General features: G+C 71.5%; 20 protein-coding genes. 12 read left to right on the top strand and 8 right to left on the bottom strand.

The genetic code is table 11. The annotated features are described in order from the left end of the window. Positions 1 to 5: 5 nt before the first annotated feature. Positions 6 to 455, bottom strand: coding sequence for a hypothetical protein (locus QSK39_RS04700; RefSeq protein WP_285476421.1), 450 nt, complete (start codon positions 453 to 455; stop codon positions 6 to 8). A gap of 64 nt (positions 456 to 519) precedes the next feature. Between QSK39_RS04700 and QSK39_RS04695 the strand changes: the two genes are divergently transcribed. Then, positions 520 to 1,500, top strand: a complete 981-nt coding sequence (locus QSK39_RS04695; RefSeq protein ID WP_285476420.1) for a helix-turn-helix transcriptional regulator — start codon at positions 520 to 522, stop codon at positions 1,498 to 1,500. On the opposite strand, the gene QSK39_RS04690 is transcribed toward QSK39_RS04695, so the two are convergent. Then, a complete protein-coding gene (locus QSK39_RS04690; RefSeq protein ID WP_285476419.1) occupies positions 1,485 to 2,309 on the bottom strand; it encodes an IclR family transcriptional regulator in 825 nt (274 codons plus the stop codon). The genes QSK39_RS04695 and QSK39_RS04690 overlap by 16 nt on opposite strands. 164 nt (positions 2,310 to 2,473) lie before the next feature. On the opposite strand from QSK39_RS04690, the gene QSK39_RS04685 reads away from it, so the two are divergent. From QSK39_RS04685 to QSK39_RS04650, 8 genes are all read left to right on the top strand, one after another. Beyond that, positions 2,474 to 2,788, top strand: coding sequence for a bifunctional 3-phenylpropionate/cinnamic acid dioxygenase ferredoxin subunit (locus QSK39_RS04685; protein ID WP_284747635.1), 315 nt, complete (start codon positions 2,474 to 2,476; stop codon positions 2,786 to 2,788). A 157-nt stretch (positions 2,789 to 2,945) separates the two neighbouring features. After that, a complete protein-coding gene (mtrA, locus tag QSK39_RS04680; protein ID WP_005150760.1) occupies positions 2,946 to 3,623 on the top strand; it encodes an MtrAB system response regulator MtrA in 678 nt (225 codons plus the stop codon). Positions 3,624 to 3,630: 7 nt separating this feature from the next. Beyond that, complete coding sequence (gene mtrB / locus QSK39_RS04675; protein ID WP_285476418.1) at positions 3,631 to 5,355, top strand: MtrAB system histidine kinase MtrB; 1,725 nt, start codon at positions 3,631 to 3,633, stop codon at positions 5,353 to 5,355. Next, positions 5,352 to 7,061 (top strand): LpqB family beta-propeller domain-containing protein, encoded by a 1,710-nt coding sequence (locus QSK39_RS04670; RefSeq protein ID WP_285476417.1) that lies wholly within the window; start codon positions 5,352 to 5,354, stop codon positions 7,059 to 7,061. Before mtrB ends, QSK39_RS04670 begins: the two co-directional genes overlap by 4 nt. Before the next feature lie 42 nt (positions 7,062 to 7,103). Continuing rightward, on the top strand, positions 7,104 to 7,859 hold the full coding sequence (locus QSK39_RS04665) for a ComF family protein (RefSeq protein WP_285476416.1): 756 nt from the start codon (positions 7,104 to 7,106) through the stop codon (positions 7,857 to 7,859). Positions 7,860 to 8,749: 890 nt separating this feature from the next. Next, entirely contained in the window at positions 8,750 to 9,436 is a 687-nt protein-coding gene (hpf, locus tag QSK39_RS04660) for a ribosome hibernation-promoting factor, HPF/YfiA family (protein ID WP_284747639.1), read from the top strand. Between the two features lie 206 nt (positions 9,437 to 9,642). Continuing rightward, positions 9,643 to 12,525 (top strand): preprotein translocase subunit SecA, encoded by a 2,883-nt coding sequence (gene secA, locus QSK39_RS04655; protein WP_285476415.1) that lies wholly within the window; start codon positions 9,643 to 9,645, stop codon positions 12,523 to 12,525. 64 nt (positions 12,526 to 12,589) lie between these two features. Then, positions 12,590 to 13,825 carry a cytochrome P450 gene (locus QSK39_RS04650; protein WP_285476414.1) on the top strand — a complete coding sequence of 412 codons (1,236 nt, stop codon included), beginning with the start codon at positions 12,590 to 12,592 and terminating at the stop codon, positions 13,823 to 13,825. 389 nt (positions 13,826 to 14,214) lie between these two features. On the opposite strand, the gene QSK39_RS04645 is transcribed toward QSK39_RS04650, so the two are convergent. Next, positions 14,215 to 14,661 carry an Rv3235 family protein gene (locus QSK39_RS04645; RefSeq protein WP_285476413.1) on the bottom strand — a complete coding sequence of 149 codons (447 nt, stop codon included), beginning with the start codon at positions 14,659 to 14,661 and terminating at the stop codon, positions 14,215 to 14,217. Positions 14,662 to 14,889: 228 nt separating this feature from the next. Between QSK39_RS04645 and QSK39_RS04640 the strand changes: the two genes are divergently transcribed. Beyond that, complete coding sequence (locus QSK39_RS04640; RefSeq protein ID WP_284747652.1) at positions 14,890 to 15,264, top strand: HAD-IA family hydrolase; 375 nt, start codon at positions 14,890 to 14,892, stop codon at positions 15,262 to 15,264. 3 nt (positions 15,265 to 15,267) lie between these two features. Here the strand turns inward: QSK39_RS04640 and QSK39_RS04635 are convergent, their stop codons facing one another. Beyond that, complete coding sequence (locus QSK39_RS04635; protein ID WP_285476412.1) at positions 15,268 to 16,029, bottom strand: TrmH family RNA methyltransferase; 762 nt, start codon at positions 16,027 to 16,029, stop codon at positions 15,268 to 15,270. Positions 16,030 to 16,063: 34 nt separating this feature from the next. On the opposite strand from QSK39_RS04635, the gene QSK39_RS04630 reads away from it, so the two are divergent. Next, positions 16,064 to 17,470 carry a WS/DGAT/MGAT family O-acyltransferase gene (locus QSK39_RS04630; RefSeq protein WP_285476411.1) on the top strand — a complete coding sequence of 469 codons (1,407 nt, stop codon included), beginning with the start codon at positions 16,064 to 16,066 and terminating at the stop codon, positions 17,468 to 17,470. Continuing rightward, a complete protein-coding gene (locus tag QSK39_RS04625) occupies positions 17,467 to 17,958 on the top strand; it encodes a DUF6912 family protein (RefSeq protein ID WP_285476410.1) in 492 nt (163 codons plus the stop codon). Before QSK39_RS04630 ends, QSK39_RS04625 begins: the two co-directional genes overlap by 4 nt. Before the next feature lie 576 nt (positions 17,959 to 18,534). On the opposite strand, the gene QSK39_RS04620 is transcribed toward QSK39_RS04625, so the two are convergent. From QSK39_RS04620 to rsgA, 4 genes are all read right to left on the bottom strand, one after another. After that, positions 18,535 to 19,407, bottom strand: a complete 873-nt coding sequence (locus tag QSK39_RS04620) for an NAD-dependent epimerase/dehydratase family protein (RefSeq protein ID WP_285477925.1) — start codon at positions 19,405 to 19,407, stop codon at positions 18,535 to 18,537. 60 nt (positions 19,408 to 19,467) lie between these two features. Then, on the bottom strand, positions 19,468 to 20,205 hold the full coding sequence (locus tag QSK39_RS04615; RefSeq protein WP_285476409.1) for an SCO4651 family lipoprotein: 738 nt from the start codon (positions 20,203 to 20,205) through the stop codon (positions 19,468 to 19,470). 64 nt (positions 20,206 to 20,269) lie between these two features. Beyond that, entirely contained in the window at positions 20,270 to 21,154 is an 885-nt protein-coding gene (locus QSK39_RS04610) for an SCO4651 family lipoprotein (RefSeq protein WP_285476408.1), read from the bottom strand. A gap of 101 nt (positions 21,155 to 21,255) precedes the next feature. Continuing rightward, complete coding sequence (gene rsgA, locus QSK39_RS04605) at positions 21,256 to 22,278, bottom strand: ribosome small subunit-dependent GTPase A (protein ID WP_285476407.1); 1,023 nt, start codon at positions 22,276 to 22,278, stop codon at positions 21,256 to 21,258. Between the last annotated feature and the right edge of the window lie 18 nt (positions 22,279 to 22,296).

Below are 22,296 nucleotides of genomic sequence, written 5' to 3'. Positions count from 1 at the left end.
CCGGCTCAGGCGCGGGTGAACTCCATGACCCAGTTGGATTCCCAGGTCCGCCCGCCGTCGGCGGAGAACTCCTGCTCCCAGCGGGCCGAAGTGTCCGTGATGTCCGACCAGAGGTAGTGCGCCCGGATCGGCTTCCCGTCGTGGACGTCGTCGCCGTAGAAGTCGCCGCGGCCGCCGGTGAAGGTGCCGACGACCGGCGGCTGGAGCAGCCCGGTGCGGTCGTTGGCCCAGTAGATCGACCACTCCTTCCGCTCGACGTCGAACAGGCGCAGCGTGAAGCCGCGGAACCCGCGGGCGGGGAAGAGGATCTCCTCGGTGTTGCCGCCGCCGTCGAAGAGCGGGGTGCAGGTGGTGGTGCCGGGGAAGACGTCCCAGTCGTCGCTGCCGGCGAAGAGGGTCGTGAGCCGCCGGCTGACGACGGTCCAGGAGCCGTGGAGGAAGGCGAAATCGGTCATGGCGGTGATCTTGGGCCGCGGCCACTGACATCTTCTGTCAGTGGTGGCTGGCAGACTCCGCCGGGTGCGCGCGAGCCGTCTGGTGTCCCTGCTCCTGCTGCTGCAGAACCGCGGCCGGATGAGCGCGTCGAAGCTGGCTGCCGAGCTCGGCGTGACCCCGCGGACGGTGTACCGCGACGTCGAAGCGCTCGCGGCCGCCGGCGTCCCGATCTACGCCGAGACCGGCCCCGACGGCGGCTACCGGCTGATGGACGGCTACCGCACCCGGCTGACCGGGCTGACCGCCGGTGAGGCCGGCTCGCTGTTTCTCACCGGCCTGCCGCAGCCGGCCGCGGAGCTGGGCCTGGGCGCCCAGGTGGCCGCGGCCGAGCTGAAGCTGATGGCCGCGCTGCCGACGCCGTACCGCGACGCGTCGGTGCGGATCCGGCAGCGCTTCCACCTCGACGCGCCCGGCTGGTACCGCGAGGCCGACCCGGTCCCGCAGCTGCTCGCGGCCGCGGAAGCGTTGTGGCAGGACCAGGTCGTCGAAGTCGCCTACCGCCGCTGGTCGCCGGAGCCAGGCGTGGTGATGCGGCGGCTGCACCCGCTCGGCCTCGTCCTCAAGGCCGGCGTCTGGTACCTCGTCGCCGGGCCGCGCGTGCGCACCTACCGCGTCGGGAGCATCGAGGAGCTGCGGACGCTCGACGAGCACTTCACCCGGCCGGCCGGGTTCGACCTGGCGGAGTTCTGGCGCGCGAACGTCGAAAGCTACGAAGACGGCGAAACCGGCGAGACGGCCGTCGTGCGGCTTTCGCCGGCCGGAATCGAGGCCCTGCCGGACATTCTCGGCCCGCGGGCGGCCCGGCTCGTCTCCCGCACGCTCGGACCCGAGGACGACGACGGCTGGCGCCGCGCCCGCGTGCCGCTCGAGAACGTGCCCCACGCGGCCGCGGGGTTGCTGCGGCTCGGCACGGGCGCGCAGGTGCTCGAGCCCCCGGAACTGGTGGCCCACATGGGAAGGACGATCCGCGCGATGGCGCGGCTGTACCCTCAGTCCCGGAAGTAGCCCAGCTGCGCGGAAAGGTCGTCCGCGGCTTCGGTCATCGGCCGCACGATCTGCTTCACGCGCTGCTTCGAAAGCCGGTACGACGGGCCAGAAGCGCTCATCGCCGCGACGACGTCGCCGCCCGGGCCGTGGATCGGCACGGCCACCGCGTGCATGCCGAGTTCGAGCTCCTCGTAGCAGGCCGCGAAGCCGTCTTCGAGCACCCGCTCCAGCTCGGTCATCAGCTCGTCCGGCTCGACCGTCGTGCGGGGCGTGTACTGCTCCAGCTTCCGCTTCAGCACGCGCTTGCGCTCGGTTTCGGCCATGTACGCCAAGAGGATCTTGCCGCTGGAGGTCGCGTGCAGCGGGGTGCGCTGGCCCGTCCAGTTCTGCGTGGTGATCGCCGCCGAGCCGCGCGCCTGGCTGATGTTGATGGCGACGCCGTCGTCGGCGATGGCGATGTTGACCGTCTCGCCCAGTTCCTCGGCGAGGGTCAGGCAGCTGGCGCGGCCGAGCTTGGCCAGGTCCATCCGGCCGGTCGCGGCGCCCGCCAGCCGCACGATGCCGAACCCGATCGCGTACTTCCCGCGTTCGCCGAGCTGCTCGACGAGGCCTCTGGACTCCAGGACGCTGAGCAGCCGTGACGCCGTCGACTTGTGGACGCCCAGTTCGCCCGCGATCTCGGTGATGCCGGTTTCGCCGTTGCGGGCGAGCAGCTCCAGCACGCTGATCGCCCGGTCGACCGACTGCACCTGGCTTTGGGTTGCGTTGCCACCGGCCGAGGCGTGCTTTCCCGCCGAGGTTGCGTCAGCAGAGTCCTGGTTCCGCATAGCGCAACACTATCCGTTTTGCGCCGTCCCTATCGGCTGAGTGGGCGAATCTCTTGACGCGGACGCCGTCGGGGTCGGATTGTTGCGCAAGAAGCGCAGAGTCGCGCGATGCGCAACATTCACGAACCGTCCCGGCATCCCGCCAGCCGTTTCCGGAGGCCCTGATGATCCGCGCCTGCGCCGTCACCGACCTGCCCGAGGGCGAAGCCCTCCGCCTCGACGGGCCCGTCCCGATCGCGGTGTTCCACACCGAGGACGGCTTCTTCGCCGTCGACGACACCTGCACCCACCAGGACGCCTCGCTCGCCGACGGCTGGCTCGAAGGCTGCTTCGTCGAGTGCCCGCTGCACGCCGCGCGGTTCGACCTGCGCACCGGCTTGCCCACCTGCCTGCCGGCCAAGGCGCCCGTGCGCACGTACCGCGTGGTCGTCGCGGACGGTGCGGTGCACGTCGACGCGCCCGTCCCGGCCGTCCCCTGAGCCTGTTGCCGCAGGTCCGTGAAGGCCGTGTGCCGGCCTTCACGGACCGTCCAGTGCCACCCGGATGGAGCAGGCACCGGCCGCGATCTTGATCTTTCTGGTGGTCAAACACGCGGGTCGCGCGTCCGGCCGCCGGAACTAGTGCGAATATGTGGACATGAAGGCACGTGTTCTCGTGGTCGACGACGACCCCGCCCTCGCGGAGATGCTCACCATCGTGCTCCGTGGGGAGGGGTTCGACACGGCCGTGGTCGCCGACGGTTCGCGCGCGCTGCCCGCGCTGCGCGAACTGAAACCCGACCTCGTCCTGCTCGACCTGATGCTGCCCGGGATGAACGGGATCGACGTCTGCAAGGCGATCCGCGCCGAGTCCGGGGTGCCGATCGTCATGCTCACCGCCAAGAGCGACACCGTCGACATCGTGCTCGGCCTGGAGTCCGGCGCGGACGACTACGTCGTGAAGCCGTTCAAGCCGAAGGAGCTGGTCGCGCGGGTCCGGGCGCGGATGCGCCGCACCGAGGCCGAGCCCGCGGAGTCGCTCACCATCGGCGACCTGGCGATCGACGTGCCAGGGCACGAGGTCACGCGCGAGGGCAAGGCCATCCCGCTGACCCCGCTGGAGTTCGACCTGCTGGTGGCGCTGGCCCGCAAGCCGCGCCAGGTGTTCACCCGCGAGGTGCTGCTCGAGCAGGTCTGGGGCTACCGGCACGCGGCGGACACCCGCCTGGTGAACGTGCACGTCCAGCGGCTGCGCTCGAAGGTGGAGAAGGACCCGGAACACCCCGAGGTGGTGTTGACCGTTCGCGGTGTCGGGTACAAGGCCGGCCCGCCGTGACGAGTCGATGAGCACGGAGACCGGTAGACGGCTCCCCGCGTTCGCGCGATCGACGGCACGCCTGGTGCGGCGTGTCGTCGTTTTCGCGCGCCGTCGCGCGGTCGCGTTCAACGAGCTGTGGAAGCACTCGCTGCAGTTCCGCGTCACCATCTCGACGCTCGCGCTGTCCTCGGCCGTGGTCTTCGTGCTCGGCATGGTGCTGCAGAACCAGATCACCGAGCGCCTGCTGGACACCAAGCGCGACGCGGCCTTCGCGCAGACCCGGGCGGCCGCCGACACCGCCGCCGGCGAGCTGGTCGGCCTCGGTGCCGAGACCGACGAGGCGATGACCGCCCGGCTCCAGAACGCGCTGAAGAAGATCGCGATCACGCCGACCAGCCAGGACGCGGCCGGCTCGGCGGCCGGCACGTTCGTCCCGGTGCTGGCCAGCGGCGGCCACGACCAGGCAGGCGACGAGCCCACGTTCGCCGGGCCGTTCCAGAACGTGCCGCCGCGGCTGCGCCAGTTCGTCGAAGCCAACGAGATGAGCTGGCTCGAGCACACGGTCGGCGACACCGACGGCGGGCGCACGACGTACCTGATCGTCGGCACGCCGCTCAACACCGTCGCCAGCCCGCTGCAGCTCTACCTGCTGTTCCCGCTGACGACCGAGCAGAACACCGTCGCGACCGTGCAGAACACGCTGCTGGTCGGCGGGCTCGTGCTGCTGCTCCTGCTCGCGGGGATCACGAACCTGGTGACGCGGCAGGTGGTCCGGCCGGTCCGGCAGGCCGCCGCGGCGGCCGAGCAGTTCGCCGGCGGCGACCTCGACCAGCGCCTCACCGTGCTCGGCGAGGACGACCTGGCGAAGCTCGCGGTGTCCTACAACGGGATGGCCGCGAGCATCCAGCGCCAGATCCGCCAGCTCGAGGATTTCGGCGGGCTGCAGCGCCGGTTCACCTCCGACGTCTCGCACGAGCTGCGCACGCCGCTGACGACCGTCCGGATGGCGGCGGACGTGCTGCACGCGTCGCGCGAGCAGTTCCCGGCCGGGCTCGCGCGCTCGACCGAGCTGCTGGTCGACGAGCTCGACCGGTTCGAGTCGCTGCTCGGCGACCTGCTGGAGATCAGCAGGCTCGACGCCGGTGTCGAGGACCTGTCGGCGGAGTTCATCGACGTCCGCCCGATCGCCACCCGCGCGGTCGAGCAGGTGCGGGTGATCGCCGGCAACGCGGGCAGCTCGGTGGAGCTCGTGCTGCCCGACGAGGAGGTCGTCGCCGAGGTCGACGCCCGGCGCGTCGAGCGGATCCTGCGCAACCTGCTCGGCAACGCCGTCGACCACAGCGAGGGCCGGCCGGTGGTGCTCACCGTCGCGGCCAACGAGACCGCGGTCGCGGTGACCGTCCGGGACCACGGCGTCGGCCTGCGGCCCGGCGAGGCCGACCTGGTGTTCAACCGGTTCTGGCGCGCCGACCCGTCGCGCAACCGGCGCACCGGCGGCACCGGGCTCGGCCTGGCGATCAGCCAGGAGGATGCGCGCTTGCACGGCGGCGAACTCGACGCGTGGGGCAACCTCGGCGACGGCGCGTGCTTCCGGCTCGTGCTGCCGCGCCGGCAGGACGTGCCCGCCGGCGACCCGCCACTGGTGCTGCCGCCGCCCGACCGCGTCGCCGCCGAGGTGCCCCTCGGGCTGATCGAGATCACGCCGGCGCCCGAGGCGATCTTCGCCGAACGTGAGGAAATCGGTCAGTGAAACGACTTTTGCTCGCGGCGTTGTGCCTGGTGCTGGTCGCCGGCTGCGCGAACGTCCCGCTGGAGTCCCAGCCCGTGGTCGTCTCCGGCGAACGCCAGGGCCAGGGTTCGGGCGACGTCGTGCCGGAGCCGAAGCCGGACAGCGACCCGCTGACCCTCGTGCGCGACTTCATCGGCGCGACCCTCAAGCCGGGTCAGAACAACGCGGCCGCCCGCGCCTACCTGGACGAGCAGGGCCGGGCGAACTGGCACCCGAGCCGCAGCCTGACGATCATCCAGGACACCTTCGGCACGGTCTACGACCCGGCCCCGCAGCCCGACCCGAACACCCTCGTCGTCAACGTGCGCGGGATCGACGTCGGCACGCTCGACCAGAGCAGCGCGTTCGTGCCCGACTACAACCCGGCGGCGCTCAAGGTGAAGGTGCGCAAGCAGGCGAACGGCCAGTGGCGGATCGTCGACCCGCCGCCCGACCTGTACGCGACCGAATCCGACTTCAGCGAGAACTACACCGCGGTGCCGGTGAACTTCTACTCGGAGCAGTCGGCCACCTTCGTCCCGGACCGGCGCTACGTCGTCGCGAAGCCGCAGTCCGGGTTGCCGAGCCGGGTGATGTACCTGCTGGTCAACGGGCCGTCGACGAGCCTGGCCGGGTCGGTGAAGAACCTGCTCGGCGAGCCGGTGGAGATCGACACGAACGTCAAGAGCCTCGACGACGGGACGCTGCTGGTGCCGCTGACCGGGCTGTCCGGGGTCGCCGACGACATCCGGAACCTGATCGCCGCGCAGATCGTCCTGACGCTGCAGTACGTGACGTCGGCGCGGATACGCATCCTCGCCGACGGCGCCCCGCTGGTCGCGAACCACCCGGACTGGCGGTCGAACGACCTGCCCTCCTACGGCGCGAACCTCTCGCCGAACCTGGCGCTGCTGGGCCTGATGACGGTCGACGGCCGGGTGCGCTCACTGGGCGACGGGGCCCCGGTCGGGGGCCCGGCGGGCAACGGCGGCTACGACGTCGTGAGCGCGGCCCAGTCGATCGACGGCAAGCGCCTGGCGGTCGTGGAGCGCGACAGCGGCCGGGTCCGGCTCCGGATCGGCGACCTGGGGCACGACCTGCCGCTGGCGGGCCTGTCCGGGACGACGCTGAGCCGCCCGACGTGGCGGCCGGGCACCGGCGAGGTGTGGACGGTGGTCGACCAGGTGTCGGTGGGCCGGATGGTGGTGAACCAGAACAACCAGTGGACGGCGCTGACGGTCAACGCGACGGACCTCACCCAGCAGGGCTACATCTCCGAGCTGCGGTTCTCCCGCGACGGCGCCCGGGTGGCGGCGGTGGTCAAGGGCCAGCTGTGGGTGGCTTCGGTGGTCGGCACCGGCGATTCGGTGGCCCTGCGCGAGCCGAGGTTGCTGCAGTCGCACGACCTCAACGACGTGGTCGGCGTGGACTGGGTGGCCCAGGACATGCTGGTGGTGGCGACGAGGTCGCCGTCCCAGCCGGTGGTCCGGGTGACCGTGGACGGCCAGCGGATGGACGCGTTCAACAGCTCCAACCTGACGCCCCAGGTCCACGGCGTGGCGGCGGCGCAGAGCCGGTCGATCGTGGTGGCGGACGCGAACGGGCTGTGGACGGCATCGGCACTGGGCGAGGTGTGGCGGCCGCAGCCGCATTCGCTGAAGGACGCGGATCCGTTCTACCCGGGCTGAGGGTTTTCGAAAACTGTCGGTGGTGACGGGGACACTGTCCGTGTGCTGCTGCTCGATTTGCTGATCCCCGCCCGGTGCGCCGGCTGCGGTGCCCGCGGGGCGCCGTGCTGCGCCCGGTGCGCGGGGGTGTGGGGTTCGGTGTCCGAGGTGGTCAGGGTCCCGGTGACGGGTGTGGCGCGGGTGTTCGCGCTGGCCCGGTACCGCGGTGTGGGGCGGCGGTTGCTGATCGCCTACAAGGAACGCGGGCGCCGGGATTTGGCCGCGTCGCTGGGGCGGGCGTTGGCGGAGGCGCTGGTCGTGCTGCCGCTCCGAGGGACGGAGGCCGGCGGCCAGTCTCCGGGAGCTGCTCATCGTTCCGCCGGGGTCCGGGAGCCCGGGTGGACTTCGGCGCCGTCCGCCCGGGCCCGGGTCGCCGCGCCGGCGGTCCGGTCGATCTGCCTGGTTCCGGCACCGAGCCGCCGATCGGCAGCCAGGGTCCGCGGCGGGCCCCACGTGGAGCGCCTGGCGGTTGCGGCGGCGAGCGTCCTGGCGGAGCGGGGTTTCGAGGTAGCGGTGGCCCCGGCATTGGAGTTGACCGGCGGCGCGCGTGACGCGGTCGGGTTGGACCGCGCGGAGCGGGTGGCGAACCTCGCGGGCCGCCTCCGGTTCCGCGAAGCGGGTCGCCCACCACCAGGATTCCCGGTGGTGGTGCTGGACGACGTGATCACAACGGGAGCAACGGCGGCCGCTTGCGTCCGGGCGCTGGCAGGGGAGGGGATCGAGGTCGCCGCGGTGCTGACGCTGCTCGCGGCTGGGTGAATCGTGCCCGCTCACAGCTCACAGCTCACAGCTCACAGCTCACAGCTCACAGCTCACAGCTCCGGCTATGAGGCTGGCCGTGTCTGCCCGCGGTAACCGCGGCAGGGCCTCCTCGCCGGTGTGGCGGGTCACCGCCCCCTGCGCGCAGCTCGCCGCACCAGCTCCCAGGTCGGCCGCGCCAGCCGCCATGACCGCAGCTCGACCTCGCCGGCCCGCATTCAACTCACCCGCGGCCGCCAACCAGGCTGGCCGCACCTGCCGCCGTGGCCGCAACCCGGCCTCACCGGCCCCGACCACCGCAAACCCGCCACCGGTCCACCCCACCCACCCTCACCCCGCACCCGGGTGACCCCAACGTCACCTACACGAGTGACATCCGCCGGGAACGCAACCAGCCTCGCGGCCGTTGTCCGGGCATGAGGGTGTCGATCATCAACACTCGGCCGCCGCGCCACTCCACCGGGGTGGCGGATGCGGTGGACGTGGCCGTCACCCTCGGCGTCCACCAGCCGGTGGTGATGCGCCGTCCGTGTGAACCCACGGCGGATGCGGCGCGTCCGACCAGCGGGAGTTTTCTGGTGTTCACCCTCCGCTCACTGCGCGGGGTGACGGAGTCTCATTCCTCGACATCCCCCGGCTCGGGGGCTGTTGCAACGGGCGTGAGGAAGCTAACGTGCTCCGCTATCAGCAATCCCCGCAGGCAGGGAGGTGACGAGCCCATGTCCCTGGCGCCGGAGGTGCGCTGAGTCCGCGCTCGGGCTCTCGGCACGAGACGTCGTGAACCGGTCCCGAGTTCCTTCTCAGCCCGCGATCCGGGCTTCCGTCCCCGCTACACCGGCGCCGTGTGTGAACTCAACAGCTCGCAGTCATCTCAGCGAGGGAGGTCGTGTATGGACATCGTCGTTAAGGGCCGCAACGTGGAGGTGCCCGAGCACTATCGGGCACTCGTCAGCGAAAAGCTGGCCCGCCTCGAGCGCTACGACAGGAAAGTCATCCGGTACGACGTGGAACTGTTCCACGAACCCAATCGGCGCCAGGCCAAGAGCTGCCAGCGCGTTGAAATCACCGGAAAGGGACGTGGCCCGGCCGTACGCGCTGAAGCGTGTGCCGCCGACTTCTACGCAGCGCTTGATTCCGCAGTCACGAAGCTGGAGAACCGGCTGCGGAGGACACACGACCGGAGGCGCGTGCACTACGGGCGCAGCCGCCCGGAGTCGGTCGCCGAAGCGACCTCGGTGCTGCCGGGTGGTGGATCCCCGGCCGCTGCCAGTCCCGCCGCGCGTACCGCGGTGTTGGAAGCACCCGAAGCCGAACCACAGACGAACGGCTTCGCGAGTGCCGGTGAGATCCATCTGCCCCAGCAGCAGAGCTGGGCCGACGACGACCTCGGTCACCAGCCCGGTCGCGTCGTTCGCGAGAAGCAGCACACCGCGGAGCCCATGACGGTGGACCAGGCTCTCTACGAGATGGAGCTGGTCGGCCACGACTTCTACCTCTTCAACGACTCGGACGCGGGCCGGCCCAGCGTGGTCTACCGGCGGAAAGGCTTCGACTACGGCGTGATCCGGCTCGGCTGAGCCGGCACTGAAGGAGGCCTGCCGGATGGCCCGCACGCGGCTCGCGTGCGGGCCATCCGCATGTCAGGACGTACGGCGTGTGCACACGACACCCACCGTTCCCTACGATGGGGTGGGATGGTGGCGCCGACCACGGCGGCCGCCGCGGGAAAACCTGCCCGGGACCGGCCCGGGCGCACTCATGATCAGCTAGTGAGGTCGACCGGATGGTGCTGAACCGCCTGCTCCGCGCGGGTGAGGGCAAGATGGTGAAGCGGCTGCGCAACATCGCCGATCACATCAACACCCTCGAAGACGACGTCAAGGACCTGACCGACGCCGAGCTGCGGGCCAAGACCGAGGAGTTCCGCAAGCGGAACGGCGACGGCGAGTCGCTGGACGATCTGCTGCCGGAGGCCTTCGCGGTCGTCCGGGAGGCGGCCAAGCGGGTGCTCGGCCAGCGCCACTTCGACGTCCAGCTCATGGGCGGCGCGGCGCTGCACCTCGGCCAGGTCGCCGAGATGAAGACCGGTGAGGGCAAGACGCTCACCTGCGTCCTGCCGGCCTACCTGAACGCCATCCCCGGCAAGGGTGTGCACGTCGTCACGACGAACGACTACCTGGCCAAGCGCGACTCGGAGTGGATGGGCCGCATCCACCGGTTCCTCGGCCTCGAGGTCGGCGTCATCCTGTCGGAGCAGCAGCCGGACGTCCGGCGCGCCCAGTACAACGCCGACATCACCTACGGCACGAACAACGAGTTCGGCTTCGACTACCTGCGCGACAACATGGCGTGGAGCCTCGACGACTGCGTGCAGCGCGGGCACCACTTCGCCGTCGTCGACGAGGTGGACTCGATCCTCATCGACGAGGCCAGGACGCCGCTGATCATCTCGGGCCCGGCGGACCAGTCGTCGCGGTGGTACGTCGAGTTCGCGCGGCTCGCCCCGCTGATGAACGGCATCGACACCACCACCATGGGGTCGCGGGAGCGCACCGAGAAGACGAACCTGATCAACTCGAAGTACCACTACGAGGTCGACGTCCGGAAGCGCACGGTCGCCGTCACCGAGAAGGGCGTCAAGTTCGTCGAGGACCAGCTCGGCATCGACAACCTCTACGAGGCCGCGAACACCCCGCTGGTCGGCTACCTGAACAACGCGCTGAAGGTCCAGGAGCTCTTCCACAAGGACAAGGACTACATCGTCCGCAACGGCGAAGTCATGATCGTCGACGAGTTCACCGGGCGCATCCTGGTCGGCCGCCGCTACAACGAGGGCATGCACCAGGCGATCGAGGCCAAGGAAAAGGTCGAGATCAAGGCCGAGAACCAGACGCTCGCGACGATCACGCTGCAGAACTACTTCCGCCTCTACGGCAAGCTGTCCGGCATGACCGGTACGGCCGAGACCGAGGCCGCCGAGTTCCACCAGACCTACAAGCTGGGTGTGGTGCCGATCCCGACGAACCGCCCGATGGTCCGCGCCGACCAGCCGGACCTGATCTACAAGACCGAAGAGGCGAAGTACGAGGCGGTCGCCGAGGACATCGCCGAGCGGCACGAGAAGGGCCAGCCGGTCCTGGTCGGCACGACGAGCGTCGAGAAGTCCGAGCGGCTGTCGAAGCTGCTGGTGAAGCTGAGCGTGCCGCACGAGGTGCTGAACGCGAAGCACCACGACCGGGAGGCGCTGATCGTCGCCCGCGCCGGCCAGAAGGGCGCCGTCACGGTCGCCACGAACATGGCGGGCCGCGGTACCGACATCGTGCTCGGCGGCAACCCCGACCTGATCGCCGACCACGTGCTGCGCGAGCGCGGCCTGGACCCGGTCGAGCACTCCGAGGAGTACGAGGCCGCGTGGCCCGAGGTCCTGGAGCAGGTCAAGGCGGAGTCGAAGGCCGAGGCCGAAGAGGTCCGCGAGGCCGGCGGCCTGTACGTGCTGGGCACCGAGCGGCACGAGTCGCGCCGCATCGACAACCAGCTCCGCGGCCGGTCGGGCCGCCAGGGCGACCCCGGCGAGTCCCGCTTCTACCTCTCGCTCGGTGACGAGCTCATGCGCCGCTTCAACGCGACGATGGTCGAGCGCGTCATGACGACCATGCGGCTGCCCGACGACGTGCCGATCGAGCACAAGATGGTCTCCAAGGCCATCAAGAGCGCGCAGACCCAGGTCGAGCAGATCAACATGGAGCAGCGCAAGGACGTCCTCAAGTACGACGAGGTCATGAACGAGCAGCGCAAGGTGATCTACGCCGAGCGCCACCGCGTGCTCGCCGGCGAGAACATGCGCGACCAGATCGAGGGCATGCTCCAGGACGTCGTCAACGCCTATGTGGACGGTGCGACCTCCAACGGCTACGCCGAGGACTGGGACCACGAGAAGCTGTGGACGGCGCTGAAGCAGCTCTACCCGGTCAGCATCGACTGGGACGACCTGATGGAGGACGGCGACCTCGACGCGCAGGGCCTGCGTGAGGCACTGCTGCAGGACGCCCGCAACGCCTACGACAAGCGCGAGGCGGAGATCAACGCGCTCGTCGGCCCGGACGGCATGCGGACCCTGGAGCACCAGGTGATGCTGACGGTCCTCGACCGCAAGTGGCGTGAGCACCTCTACGAGATGGACTACCTCAAGCAGGGCATCGGCATGCGGGCGCTCGCGCAGCGCGACCCGCTGATCGAGTACCAGCGCGAGGGCTTCGACATGTTCCGCGCGATGCTCGACTCGCTGAAGGAGGAGGCCGTCGGCTTCCTGTTCAACCTGCAGGTCGAGCGGGCCGAGGCGCCGCCCGCCGAGGAAGCGGCGGCGCTGCCCACGGGCGTCGCCACGGGCAACGGCCAAGCGTCGGAGGGCCGCCACGCGCGTCCGGCGCCCCCGCAGCCGCCGACGACCGACACCGAGTCCGTCCCGGCCGCCCTGCGCGGCAAGGGCCTCGGCGGCAGTGGCCAGCCCTCGGGCGTGACGCTGTCCGGCCCGGGCGAGGACGGCGAGGTCGAGTCCCACGCCGACGGCGGGGCGCAGGCCGCGGGCGGTGGCGGCGGGACCCGCCGGGATCGCCGCGCCGCGCAGCGCGACGCCCAGAAGAAGGGCAAGAAGGGCCCGCGTCGCTGACGTAGCCGACAGGGCCGGGGTGCGCACGCACTCCGGCCCTGTTCTCGTTTCGAGGGAGCAGCCGGTGGATCCGCAGGAGTTCTTCGCGTTGTTCGGCGCCGAGCGGCGGCCGGATCCGTACCCGCACTACCGGCGCTGGCGCGAGCGGTTCCCCGTCGCGGAACTGGCCGAGCGGATGTTCGCGGTCAGCGGGTTCGCCGAGGCGACGCAGGTGCTGCGCGACCCGGCGTTCGGGCACCCCGAACCGGAGTACCTGGATCCGGCGGACCGGCTCCCGGACCAGCCGGTCGACGAATCGGGACGCGTGGTCCGGGCGTTCCTGTCCCTGAACCCGCCCGACCACACCCGGCTGCGGCGGCTGGTGGCGAAGGCGTTCACGCCGCGGATGGTCGAGCAGCTGACGCCGCGGATCGAGGAGCTCACCGCGTCGCTCATCGACGGCATGCGCGGCGAGGCCGACCTGATGACGTCGCTGGCGAAGCCGCTCCCGGTCGAGGTGATCGCGGAGCTGCTCGGGGTGCCGCTGGACGATCGCGAGCGCTTCGCGGAGTGGTCGCACGCGATGGCGCGGGCGCTGGACCCGCCGTTCCTGCAGCACCCGGACACGATCGAGCCGGCGGTCCGGGCGCGGCAGTCGTTCGTCGGCTACTTCCGTGCGCTGGCGGACCAGCGGCGGCGCGAGCCGGGGGACGACCTGCTGTCCGCGCTGGTGGCGGTGTCCGACGCGGGCGACGTGCTCAGCGAGGGCGAACTGCTGGTGACGCTGACGCTGCTGCTGATCGCCGGCCACGAGACGACGACGAACCTGATCGGCAACGGAGTCCTGGCGATGCTGCGCCACGGCGGTTTGGGCGCGGCGGAGCCGGAGCGGGTGGTGGAGGAAGTGCTGCGCTACGACTCCCCGGTTCAGCTGACGGCCCGGACAGCGTTGCGCGACACGGCTTTGGGCGGCGTGGCGGTGCCGGCGGGCAGCCAGGCGATCGTCCTGATCGGAGCGGCGAACCGCGACCCGGCGGCGGGCCCGGACCCGGAGTCGTTCGACCCGTCCCGGACCCCGGGGCGGCACCTGGCGTTCGGCCAGGGGATCCACTTCTGCCTCGGCGCCCCGCTGGCGAGGCTCGAGGGCCGCATCGTGTTCCGCGAGCTGGCGCGGCGGGTGCCGGAGCTGAGGCTGGCGGGCGACCCGGAGTGGAACGCGACGACGACATTGCGCGGCTTGGCGAGGCTCCCGGTCGTGAGTGGAGAGCCGGCTCAGGACTCGGCTCTCCGCTCACGACCTCGGGAGCGGTCGGCGCGGTAGGTGCGGCGGCGAGGGCTTGGCTGCCCTGCCGGTCGCGTGTGGAGAGCCGGCTCAGGACTCGGCTCTCCGCTCACGACCTCGGGAGCGGTCGGCGCGGTAGGTGCGGCGGCGAGGGCTTGGCCGCCCCTGCCGGTCGTGAGTGGAGAGCCGGCTCAGGACTCGGCTCCCCGCTCACGACCTCGGGAACGGCTGGCGCGGTAGTTGCGGCGGCGAGGGCTTGGCCGCCCTCCCGGTCGCGTGTGGAGAGCCGGGCCGGCACCGGCTCTCCACACGACCTCGGGCATGGCCGGCGCCTGCCGCTCGACCGGCGCGCGGGCGTGCCGCGCCGCCGGTCGCCGGAGGTGGCCGCGCGACCGGCTCCGGTGGTGCGCGGGCGGACCGCCGGCGCGTCACGCCGCCGCCGGGCGGCGCGCCTGCTGGTCCGGCCGACCCGGCTTCAGCAGCGCGAACCGCACGCACTGCCAGCCCGCCGGGGTCTGCGTGAAGCGGGCCGCCAGCGCGAACGACCGGCCGTCCACCTCCACGCGGGCGCACGCCTCGATCACCGCCGCCACCGGCGTGCACACGTGCACCCGGCGCATCCGGTGCCGCGGCCGCGCCCGGTGGGGCCCGCTGAGGCCGGCGAAGACCTCCGGCGTCACCAGCCCGCGGATCTGCGGCACCGGCCGCCGGCCGTCGTAGGCCTCCAACAGCATGGTCAGCACGCGGCCGACCTCGCCCGCCTCGAGCTGTCTCGGTGCCGGCCACCGGGCGTCGCCGCGCCGGTGTTCGGGCTCCGGCACCGCCGAAGGCCGTTCGGCCCGGCGCGATACTTCGTTGCGGACCAGCGTTCTCACGCGGTGTTCCTCGGACATTTCCTCCCCTCCCGGGGGCGGCATTTCGCCGCCGCCAAGGGTTAGAGGGGGGAACCGGTCCGAAAGGCGACGGGAATCGCCCGATCCGGGAAAGAACCGCCGAAGCCGTGGATTCGCCGACGCCGCTGCGGTAAGCGCGGGCCATTGTTGCGCTGTGCGAGACACCGCGTCGCCGCCACGGCTATGGTGTGCCGGGTGCTGAAGGGGTTATTGGTCGATTTCGCCGGAGTTCTCACGGATCCCGACGCCGGCCGCTTCTACGACTACCTCGCGGCCGCGCGCGACCGAGGGGTCCGCACCGCGCTGCTGTCGAACGCGCCCGGGGCGTCGGCCGAGGTCAAGAACACCATGTTCGACTATTTCGACGCACTCGTGTTTTCCGGCGAGGTCGGGGTCGCCAAGCCGGATCCCGCGGTCTACCTGATCGCCGCCGACCGGCTCGGCCTGCCCGCCGTGCGCTGCGCGTTCGTCGACGACTCCGCCGCGAACATCCGCGGCGCCGTCCAGGCGGGCATGGTCGGCGTGCACCACCGGTCGGTCGAGGAAACGCTCACCGAGCTCGGCGCGCTGTTCCCGGACGGGTGAGCGTCACCGCGTGCGGCGGACCAGTTCGAAAGACAGGACCGCCGCCGCAGCTGAGACATTCAGCGACTCGACGTCACCCGGCATGGGAATGGACACCCATTCCGTGACGAGCTCGCCGACTTCGGCACCGACTCCGGCCGTCTCGCCGCCGAGCACGAACGCGGCCCGCTGCGGCAGGTCGACGTCGAAAACCGTGGTGCGCGCCGACGCGCCGAGCGCGTAAAGGCCGTAGCCGGCTTCGGTGAGCATTTCGGCGGCGTCGCGCGCGGAACCGCAGCGCAGCACCGGCGCGCGGAAAGCGACGCCGGCCGAAGCCTTGACCACCAGCGGGTCGAGCGCCGCGACGCCGCGCCGCGGCACGATCACGCCGTCGAGCCCGGCGGCGGTCGCCGTGCGGAGGATCATCCCGACGTTCGCGGGCGTGGTGATGCCGTCGAGCAGCAGCACGCGCGACGGCGGGCGACGGTCCGACAGCGCGGCTTCGAGCGCACGCATCCGCGGCGCGACGACGTCGGCGAGCACGCCCTGATCCTGCTTGCCGTTGCCGGCGAGCACCTTGACCCGGTGGGCGCTGGCGCGCTGCACCGCCACGCCGGCTTCCTTCGCCGCGCGCTGGATCTCCGCGGCGCCGGGACCGCGAGCGGTGTCGGCGAGGATCACCTTGTCCACCCGCAGGCCGCTGTCGGCCAGCGCTTCGAGCACCGGCTTCCGGCCGTAGACGGTCAGGAAGCGGTCCTTCGGCGAGACAGTCGACTCATCACCCACACCCGGCAGTCTCGCATTGTGTAAGGATCGCCCTATGCCCGACCGCCTGTCCGCGCTGGACGCCTCGTTCCTCTACGTCGAGGACCACGCGACGCCGATGCACGTCGGCGGGGTGGCGATCTTCGAGCGGCCGCGCTCCGGGTTCGGCTACGCGCAGCTGCTCGACCTCGTCGGCGCGCGGCTGGCCTACCTGCCGCGTTACCGCCAGCGCGTGGCGGAAGTGCCCGGCCACCTCGCGCGGCCGGTGTGGGTGGACGACGTCGACTTCGACCTGAACTACCACGTCCGGCGCTCGGCGCTGCCCCAGCCGGGCAGCGACGACCAGCTGTTCGACCTGGTCGCGCGGCTGATGTCGCGGCGGCTGGCGCCGGAGCGGCCGCTCTGGGAGGCCTACTTCATCGAGGGCCTGGCCGGCGACCGGGTGGCGCTGGTGACCAAGACGCACCAGTCCGTTGTGGACGGTGTCGGCACGATCGAGCTCGGCCAGCTCATCCTCGACCCCACGCCGGCCGAGCCGGAGCCGTTCGAGGACATCTGGACGCCGCGGCGCGAGCCGAGCCGCGCGCAGCTGGTGCTGGACGCGGTCAGCGAGGGCGTCCAGCGGCCGGGCGAGGTCGTGGAGAACGTCCGCTCGGCCGCGAACGACGCGTTCGCGACGGCGGGCAAGCTCGCCGAGACCGTCGGCGGGGTGGCGTCGACGCTGCGCACGCTGGTGAACCCGGCACCGACCGGGCCGCTGAACGTCCGGGTGTCCGGCGGCCGCGTGTTCTCGGTGGCGCGCACGCGGCTCGAGGACTACCGCAAGATCCGCTCGGCGCACGGCGGCACGGTCAACGACGTCGTCCTCGCGGCGATCACCGGGGCGCTGCGCGAGTGGCTGCTTTCGCGCGAGGAGACGCTGACCCCGAACGCGACGATCCGCGCGCTGGTGCCGCTGGCGGTCCGCGACGCGGAGACGGCGGAGTACTCGACACCGGCGCTGGTCGGCAATCAGGTGGCCGCGTACCTGGTGGACCTGCCGGTCGGCGAGCCGAACCCGGTGCTGCGGCTGCAGCACATCGGCCACGCGATGACCGAGCACATCGACTCGGGCCGGCACGTGGCAGCGCGCGGGCTGCTCAAGGTGGGCGGCTTCGCCCCGGCTACCCTGCATTCCCTGGGGGCGCGGGCGGCGGGGTCGCTGTCCGGGCGCATCTTCAACGTCATGGTGACCAATTCACCGGGCCCGCAGGTGCCGATGTACGCGGGAGAGGCCAGACTGGTCGAGATGTTCCCGGTGATGCCGCTGATGCGCACCCAGGCGCTGGCGATCGGGGTGACGTCGTATCACGGCGGCGTCTACTTCGGACTGAACGGCGACCGCAAGGCCGCGTTCGACGTCGACCTCGTGGCCGGGATGATCGAAGAGTCCTTGGAAGAGCTGAAGGGTGCGCACTGGTGAGGGTCTATCTGCCTGCGACCATCGCGATGCTTCGCGACCTCGAATCCTCGGGGGAGTTCCGCGCCCGCAGCGGAACGGCGTTCGCGCTGACGCCGGCGTTGCGCGAGGCGTATGCGAGCGGCACGGACGAAGAGCTGGAGTACGCGGCCTTGCTGGACGCGGCCCGGGCATCCCTGCGGCTGATCGCGGCGGAGGAGAAGGGCGAGCCCCGCCGGGTGGTGATTTCGGCGGACGTCGCGGGGGTGACGCTGCGGCCGGACCTGGACGCACCGGTGGTCCGCATCGGAGGCCCGATCCCGCTGTCGGCGGTGGCGGCAATCCACGTGGACGCCTCGGAGGCGGCGGACGCGGTATCCGCGGCGGCGGCGGTGATCGACGCGGCGGACCTCGGGGATCCGGACGCGGAGTTCACCTTGGGGGACGCCGAGGACCACGAGCTGGCTTGGTACGCGCCGCAGGAACTGCCGTTTTTGCTGGAGCTGCTCTGAGTTGTCCACAGGTGGGTGCACCTGTGGACAACTTGTGGATTTGACGGCTGAATCGGGGTTTCGGTCGGGGGTGGCCGATAGACTGGAGCCGGGACGCCCCCCAGGGATGGGCGGGGGCTGTCCGGTGGGGGCCTTGGCCCCCCAACCGCTCACCGTCGGCTCGAATGTCGCCGATGAGCTTCATTCGCAATCTCGTCAGAGTTGCCCCGCCCGCCGAGCGGTGATGACTCCGCGATCCGAATGACGGCGTCCGCGAGCTGCGTGGTCCGGCTGACGAAATCGCCGGGTTCCGGAGGACCTCGAGCAACCCCGCTCACGCTTCGCCGGGACAGGGCCAGGCGGAATCGCGTTCATGCGAACTGCACCGCACGGGCGGGACAGCCGCGGCCGGGATTCGAATGTCTTGAACGACTTATGCAGGCCAGCGGACCCGTCCTGGGCCCGACCACTCAACCCAATCGGCTTCGCGCCGGAAGACGCGGTTCGTCGAAGTGCGCCTGGCCGGCGCGAGCACCGCACGCCGTCCGTCGCGCCGGCCCCTGACAGGAACAGGCCGTCCAGCGAGGCCCCAGCAGCTCAGCCCGCGGTGAACCAGTCCGGACCTGGCACCGGCCGTGCGCACCGCCACCCGGTCACGGCCGTCAGCTTCCCGGAATCCACCCGCTGCGACCGCGCCATCGGCTCCGCCATGGCCACCCGCGAGAGCACCCACTTCGGCACCGCCCGCGCCTTCCGCACCCCGGCAGCCGCGGCCATCGCCTCCCCGAGCACGCCCTTCCGCACCGCCGGCGCCCCCACGTTGTAGACACCCGAAGGCGCGTCCAACACCGCGACCGCCGCCGCTCCCGCGTCGGATGGGTGGATCGCCGTCGTCCAATCCGTCCGGGATCCCATGATCAACGGTGCGCCGCGCCGGGCTGACGCCAGCAATGCCGCCGTCAGCGTGTCCGACCCCACCACCGTCCCGATCCGGAGCCGGACCACCGTGCGGTCCTCCAGCGCCGCCACGTTCTCGTGCGCCACCACCGACGACGCCGTCACCCCGCGGGGCCGCAAAGGGGCGTCCTCGGCCAAAACGCGGTCTCCGCCGTCCGCGTACACGAACGAAATCCCCTCCTGGACCACGATCCGCAGCTCCTCGACCTCCCGGACGGCCGCGGCCAGCGCGGCGCTCCCCGCCAGCCGGACCCGGTCGTTCTCCGCCCAGGCGGACTTGCTCGTCACCTTCCGGGGAATGCGCGTCGCCAGGTTCAGCACCGCGTCGTGCCCGCGCAAGGCCGTCACCAGCGATGACGCCGAGAACAAGTCACCCGGCACCGGCTTCGCGCCCGTCGCCTGGATCGCCGGTGCGCGCGACGCGTCCCGCGCCAGCCCGCTCACCTCGTGCCCCGCCGCCAGCAGCCGGGCCACCGCCGGCACCCCCAGCACGCCCGTCGCCCCGATCACCATCACCCGCACGTCCGTCTCCTTTCGACTGAGAACCGGACGAGCGAGCGCGCGAAAACGTGACTAGCCGACTTCGCCCGCGGGCGGCGGCTGCACGTCGACCGGCGCGCCCCACTCGCGGTAGCGGGTCGTGATCCGCGCCTCCCCGCCCTGCACGATCGGCGACAGGTCCAGCACCACCTGCACCGGCCGGCGCGTGTCGTCGAGCCAGAGCTCCACGGGGAACCGGCCGGCCGAGCCCGCGGGCAAACCCGCGGGCAGGTCCGCGCCCAGGCGGGCCAGATCCAGCTCCACCCGGTAGTGCTCCGCGGCCACGCCGTCCAGCTCCGTGCGCTCGGAAGAGACGATCGTGCCGGCCGTCCGGATCTCGCCCAGCGTGTGCGCCGGGTCGTTCTGGGCCGCGAGCTGGGCGAGACTGCCGCCGAGGACCTGGGAAAACGGGTCGGTGCCGTCCGCCGCGACCGCCACCCACGGCTTGCCCGCCCCGACCTCGTCGCGCGACCCCTCCGGGACCTTCGCGTACAGCTTCCCGGCCACCAGCCGCAGCTCCATCGGCTCGCCGATGAAGTCGGTCGTCATCACCTGGGACGTCCCGCCGGGGCCGAACCGCGCCTGGCCCTGGCCCTTCGAGCGGACCTGGCCCACCGCGACGTCGGTGCTGAACTTCGCCGAGCCGCCGGCTGTCGTGGCCGCCGTGGCGGCGTCGGCCAGCTCCCGCGCGTCGGTGAACGCGGGTGGGGGCGGCGCGCCGGAGCAGCCGGTGAGCAGGACGAGCAGCAGCACGACGGCGGCTTTGCGCATGGTGCCCACCAAAACACAGCGGCTCCCCCGAACACGTTCGGGGGAGCCGCTGCTACTCAGAGTCTCAGCGTCCGGCCTTCTTCATCAGCTCGCCGAGGTCGACGACCTGGTCGGCCGGCGGGGCCGAGACGTCGACCTGGGTGCCCCAGTCGCTGTACTTCATCGTGAACTTCGCGTCGCCCGCGGGCGCGCCCAGCGCCTGCATCATCGGGCCCTGGTCCATGGTGACCTGGACCGGCAGGTTGTCCTTGTTCAGCCACAGCTCGGCCGGGATCTTGATGTCCTTGCCCTTGAGCATCTCGGTGAGCTTGTCCCGCGCCGCCGCCGGGACCGAACCGGTGAACTGGTCGATCGCCTTGGCGATGTCCAGCTCGACCTTGTAGTGGTTGACCTGCTCGCCGTTCAGCTCGGTCTGGTCGGACGAGACGATCCGGCCCGCCTTCGAGATCTGGTCGAGCATCTTGCTCGGGTCGCTCTGCTCCGCCGACTGCGACAGCGAGGCGCCCAGCGCCTGCGAGACCGGGTCGGTGCCGTCGGCCGAGATCTTGGCCCACGACTTGTCGGTGCCCATCTGCTTCTGCTCTTCGGCGGGCAGCTTGATGTACATGACCTTGTCGACCATGCGCATCTCGGTGGTCTCGCCGGCCGCGGTGCTGGTCATCGAGAACTTGGTGTTCGCACCGTCGAAGGCCATCGCGCCGGTCGCGCTGATCGTCTGGCCGGCGGCGGAGCCCTCCATGGTGAACTTCGCCGACTTGGACTTCTCGGTGCCCTGCTTCGACGCCGACGCCAGCTGGATCGCGTCGGTGAACGGCGAAGCGAGGAGCCCGCCGCCGTTGGCCTGGGTCTGGTTGCCCGCGCCGGCCGGTTCGGCGGTGCCGGAAGTGCTGCACGCGGTCAGCGTGAGCACCAGCGCGGCGCCCGCGGCGACCAGGGTGGTCTTGCGCATCGAATTCCCCTCAGAGTCGGATCTTCCGCTCGGCATATCGCCCGATCGGACGAATAGTTACCACTGGGACGGTGACGATCGGAATCTGGTTCCCGGTTGTCTCAAGCGTCTGTGACGCGGGCCACTTCGTGGCCGCCGCGGGAGGCCAGCAGCCGGCGCAGCGACGCCAGCCGCTCGGCACCCGCCTTGCCCTCGGTGACGACGTCGTCGAGCGCGCAGCCCGGGTCCTCGGGCGGCCCGAGGTGCCCGCAGCCCGACGGGCACTCCTCGGCGGCCGCGGCGAACTCCTCGAAGGCGTCGACGATGTCGTCCGCGGTGACGTGGGCCAGCCCGAACGACCGGACGCCCGGTGTGTCGATCACCCAGCCGCCGTCGGGCAGCGGCAGCGCCACCGCGGCGACGGACGTGTGCCGCCCCTTCCCGACCCCGCTCACCACGCCGACGGCCAGGTCGGCGTCCGGGACCAGGCGGTTGACCAATGTCGACTTGCCGACACCGGAGTGGCCGACCAGGGCCGTCACCCGGTCCTTCAGCATCCCGGCGAGGCCTTCGGGGGTTTCGTCGTAGCGGCTGACGATCGCCGGGATGTCGAGGCCCGCGTAGCCCGCGAGCAGCTCGTCCGGGCTGGCCAGGTCGGCCTTCGTCAGGCACAGCACGGGCTCGACGCCGCCCGCGTAGCAGGCGACGATGCAGCGGTCGATGAAGCCGGTGCGCGGCGGCGGGTCGGCGAGCGCGGTGACGATCAGCAGGCGCTCGGCGTTGGCGACGACCAGCCGCTCGTACGGGTCGGTGTCGTCGGCCGTGCGCAGGAGGGAGCTGCTGCGCTCGTCGACGCGGATGATGCGCGCGAGGGTGTCCGGCTTGCCGGAGACGTCGCCGACCACGCCGACCCGGTCGCCGACCACCACCGGCGTCCGGCCCATCTCGCGGGCCCGCATCGTGGTGATCACCCGGTCGGGATCGGCGTCGATCGCGCAGGTCCAGCGCCCGCGGTCCTTGCCGATGACCATGGCGTTGACGGCGTCGGCGTGCTCGGGACGGCGCTTGCTGCGGGGCCTGGTGCCCTTGCCCGGACGCACGCGGACGTCGGACTCGTCCAGCTTGCTCCAGTCGTTGCGCGCCAAACCCTCGTCCTCTCGTGC

It is taken from the genome of Amycolatopsis sp. NBRC 101858, assembly GCF_030269325.1.
GTDB lineage: Bacteria > Actinomycetota > Actinomycetes > Mycobacteriales > Pseudonocardiaceae > Amycolatopsis > Amycolatopsis ponsaeliensis.
The sequence above is the reverse complement of the archived record's forward strand: the minus strand, read 5'-3'. Positions and strand labels throughout refer to the sequence as shown.